The sequence below is a fragment of the Chamaesiphon sp. OTE_8_metabat_110 genome (assembly GCF_031382685.1).
Classification (GTDB): Bacteria; Cyanobacteriota; Cyanobacteriia; order Cyanobacteriales; family Chamaesiphonaceae; genus Chamaesiphon.
The window spans coordinates 1-3,285 of the sequence record NZ_JANMZA010000274.1; the positions used below are offsets into that span (position 1 = coordinate 1).

The window sequence follows — 3,285 nt, forward strand, 5'->3', positions numbered from 1 at the left end:
CTAGCAACATCCGGAGAAAACTGTGACGATCTCACCTCAACACTTACTCCCGCGCTGCTTATCCAATCGCATCGCATTTCTGGCACTTATCGGCCTAAGCTTTATCGGCGTTGGCTGTAGTAATGCACCTGATGCAACCACCAGCCAACCAACTGCCGAGACACTAGCAAATCCAGCCTTAGCACAGTCGCCAGCGTTACGATCGCCTGATGTCGTGTATGTCCCCACCCCACAAGCAGTAGTAGATCGAATGCTGGCAATTGCCAAAGTCAACCGCAAGGATGTGCTGTACGATCTAGGCAGCGGGGATGGACGGATTCCGATTACCGCCGCTCGCAAATTTGGGATTCGCGCCACGGGGATCGATATCAATCCCCAACGGATTAAAGAGGCTAATGCTAATGCTAAAACAGCAGGTGTAACCGATCGGGTGCGCTTTCTCAATCAAGATCTCTTTCAAAGCAAGTTTAGCGATGCCACAGTAGTAACGCTGTATCTTTTGCCCGAACTGAATGTCAAACTCCGACCGCAGTTATTGAGCCAACTCAAACCTGGTACCCGCATCGTCTCTCATGCTTTCGATATGGGCGACTGGAAGCCAGATCGTACCGAGCAAGTCAAGGCTGACGGTCAAACCAGCACAATTTACTTTTGGACGGTGCCTGCAAACCCGCCCGCCAATCTCAAAGCCAGTATTTAACGATCGCTAAATATTAGTCGTCAAACTTAAATATTACGAGCGACAATTACTCTACCTGCTAACTTAATTGCCAGCGATCGTTGCAGCGATCGTAACTTAAGTCGATAAAAAATCGGGTAGAAAATTTATCTCTACCCGATTTTCTTAATATTAAATTACGCGCTCTTATCGAGCGCGGGCAATTACAGTCCGATGGCGCGGTGTGTTGGGTGTAATCGTGGGAGTCTCAAAACCAGCATCGATTAGGGCTTGAGAAATATCCAGTGTAAAATAGCGATCGAGATATGGCTCGGTACTTTTGAGCAGCGTCAAGATATAGGGTGCCATCTGAGCATAAATATCCGACTCAGGATTCATATCCATAATCGCAATTTGTCCGCCCGGTTTGAGCAAGCGTTTGGCTTCTTGAAAAATCTCGCGGGTAGCTGTCTGTGGTAACTCATGACAGATCAAAAATAGTGATACCAAATCGTAACTATGAGCGGGTAAGCCCGTATGTTCTCCCGCAGCATGTACCCACTCAATCGGGGCGACTTGTTTCTGCTGGGTGCGGTAATTCGCCACGGCTAAAAAGTAAGGCGACAGATCCACACCCGTCAACTGGGCATCAGGATAAACTGACTGGATCGCAAACGTACTCATCCCCACACTACAACCGATATCGAGAATTGCTTGCGGTGGCGTCGGGAAAGCTTGCACGACTAGATCGTGATAACTTTGGCGGAGTTGCGTATCGCCAGTTTTGCCAGTTTCAGCAAAAATCTTGGCATGAACCGAATAAGCAGCAACTTCGACTTCCATCGCCGCATCCCAACTCATATTCCCCCGATCGTAAGCATGAAAGGAGGTGAGATAATACTCGGGATACTGGAGCTTGGGGTTGGTAATCTGGGCTAAATCTGCCTCCCACTGCGGCGACAATGCCTCTGCACCGCCTCGCGAGCGCAAAAACTTCACATCATCCCGCCACGCCACGCCGATCGCCTCAGCCCGTTTGATAATCAATTCCCGCGCTTGATGTTTGGCTAATTTAGCCAGCGGTTTGATGGCAAGTAAGCCATTTACCATTTGGCTGACGAGACGATCTGTAAGTTTGAGGGTAGCAGTCATAATTTAGGGGATAGGGGATAGGGAATAGGGGGTAAGAGGTAAGAGGTAAGAGGTAAAAGGTAAGAGGTAAAAGGCGATCGAAATTTACCCACTCCCCCAGTCTCCCAGTTATGTAGTGGCTCGACACGACTAAAACTGTGGGTAAAGCGATCGCTCAAAATGTTACTCATTGTATTTTTCAGAGTTATGAATGCCCACAGTTTTAGTCGTGTCGTCCCAGTAGGGTGGGCACTGCCCACCACATAGGTTTCAGCTATTGTAACTGACTTGAATATTGGGAACAACCAATGAGTTAGAGATTAATTAGGGTGCGAGTCTATCGATTTGCCACTTGCCTGCGACTAATTGATAGCGTAACCTGTCATGGAGGCGACTGGGACGACCTTGCCAAAATTCAATTTCTTGGGGAATTACCCGCACGCCTCCCCAGTGTGGGGGTTTGGGAATTTCGCGATCGAGATATTCTGATTCTAGCTGTTGCAATCGCTGTTCGAGGATCGATCGATCGCTAACAATTGCACTTTGCTCGGAAGCCCAAGCACCTAATTGACTGCTGGGTGGACGACTGTGAAAATAGCTGGTAGCTTCGGATTCTGAGACGAATTCTATTTTACCTTCAATCCGCACTTGTCGCTCCAAATCGCCCCAGAGGAATACTAGCGCAGCATAAGGACAGTGCTGGAGTTCGACTCCTTTTTGACTATTGTAATTGGTATAAAATACAAATCCGCGATCGTCTACAGCCTTGAGCAACACGATTCGCGCGGAAGGTTTGCCCTCAGCCGTTACTGTCGCCACTGTCATCGCATTGGGTTCTAATAGATTAGCAGCCAGAGCTTGCTCGAACCACAATTGAAATTGCTCGTAAGGGTTCGCCAGGGCATCTGATTCTGATAATCCAGCCTGTGTATAGTTTTTGCGTAAGTCAGCAATTTTCATGAATTAGTGAATAGTGGATAGTGAATAGTAAAGGTTATAAATAGTGCAGACGAAGTAGGAAAAAGTCTTAACTATCCACTATCTACTATCCACTATCCGCTACTCCTCTCGATCGAGCATTTTTTTCGCGTCTGCTAATTTGGCTTTTTGTTCGTCGCTTATCTGTGGATACGCTAGATCTAACTCTTTGAGACGACTACAGATGATATCAGCTACAGCTAGCCGTGTAAACCACTTGCGATCGGCAGGAATGATATACCAGGGCGCGGCTTTGGTACTAGTATGGTTGAAGATGTCGGTATAGGCTGCTTGATAATCATCCCAGCGCTCGCGTCCTTTGATGTCGTCGGCACTAAATTTCCAGTGTTTTTGGGGTTCTTGAATGCGCTCTAGGAATCTTTTTTTCTGCTCGGCTTTGGAGACATGTAGAAAAAACTTGATGATAACCACACCATTATTAGTTAAATACCGTTCAAAGTCATTGATTTCTTGAAATCTTTGTTGCCAAATCTTCTTGAGATCTAGCTGTGGTAAAT

General features: G+C 47.1%; 3 protein-coding genes and 1 pseudogene. 1 reads left to right on the top strand and 3 read right to left on the bottom strand.

Annotated features, from left to right (window positions below; translation table 11 throughout):
• Positions 1 to 22: 22 nt before the first annotated feature.
• Positions 23 to 700: a class I SAM-dependent methyltransferase gene (locus tag RMO52_RS09855; protein WP_310413478.1), complete on the top strand. Its 678-nt coding sequence runs from the start codon at positions 23 to 25 to the stop codon at positions 698 to 700.
• A gap of 165 nt (positions 701 to 865) precedes the next feature.
• Here RMO52_RS09855 and RMO52_RS09860 read toward each other — a convergent pair whose 3' ends face one another.
• The 3 genes and pseudogenes from RMO52_RS09860 to RMO52_RS09870 all read right to left on the bottom strand — a co-directional run.
• The gene (locus tag RMO52_RS09860; RefSeq protein ID WP_309738826.1) at positions 866 to 1,810 is read right to left on the bottom strand and encodes a class I SAM-dependent methyltransferase; all 945 of its coding nucleotides are present in this window, start codon (positions 1,808 to 1,810) and stop codon (positions 866 to 868) included.
• Positions 1,811 to 2,113: 303 nt separating this feature from the next.
• Positions 2,114 to 2,749 (bottom strand): pyridoxamine 5'-phosphate oxidase, encoded by a 636-nt coding sequence (gene pdxH / locus RMO52_RS09865; protein ID WP_309738827.1) that lies wholly within the window; start codon positions 2,747 to 2,749, stop codon positions 2,114 to 2,116.
• 99 nt (positions 2,750 to 2,848) lie between these two features.
• Positions 2,849 to 3,285: pseudogene (locus RMO52_RS09870) on the bottom strand (polyphosphate kinase 2 family protein); the annotation flags it as partial.

What these genes read in the sequence shown, in the direction of transcription:
- RMO52_RS09860 (WP_309738826.1), bottom strand. Translation starts at nt 1,810, where the DNA reads ATGACTGCTACCCTCAAACTTACAGATCGTCTCGTCAGCCAAATGGTA.
- pdxH (WP_309738827.1), bottom strand. Translation starts at nt 2,749, where the DNA reads ATGAAAATTGCTGACTTACGCAAAAACTATACACAGGCTGGATTATCA.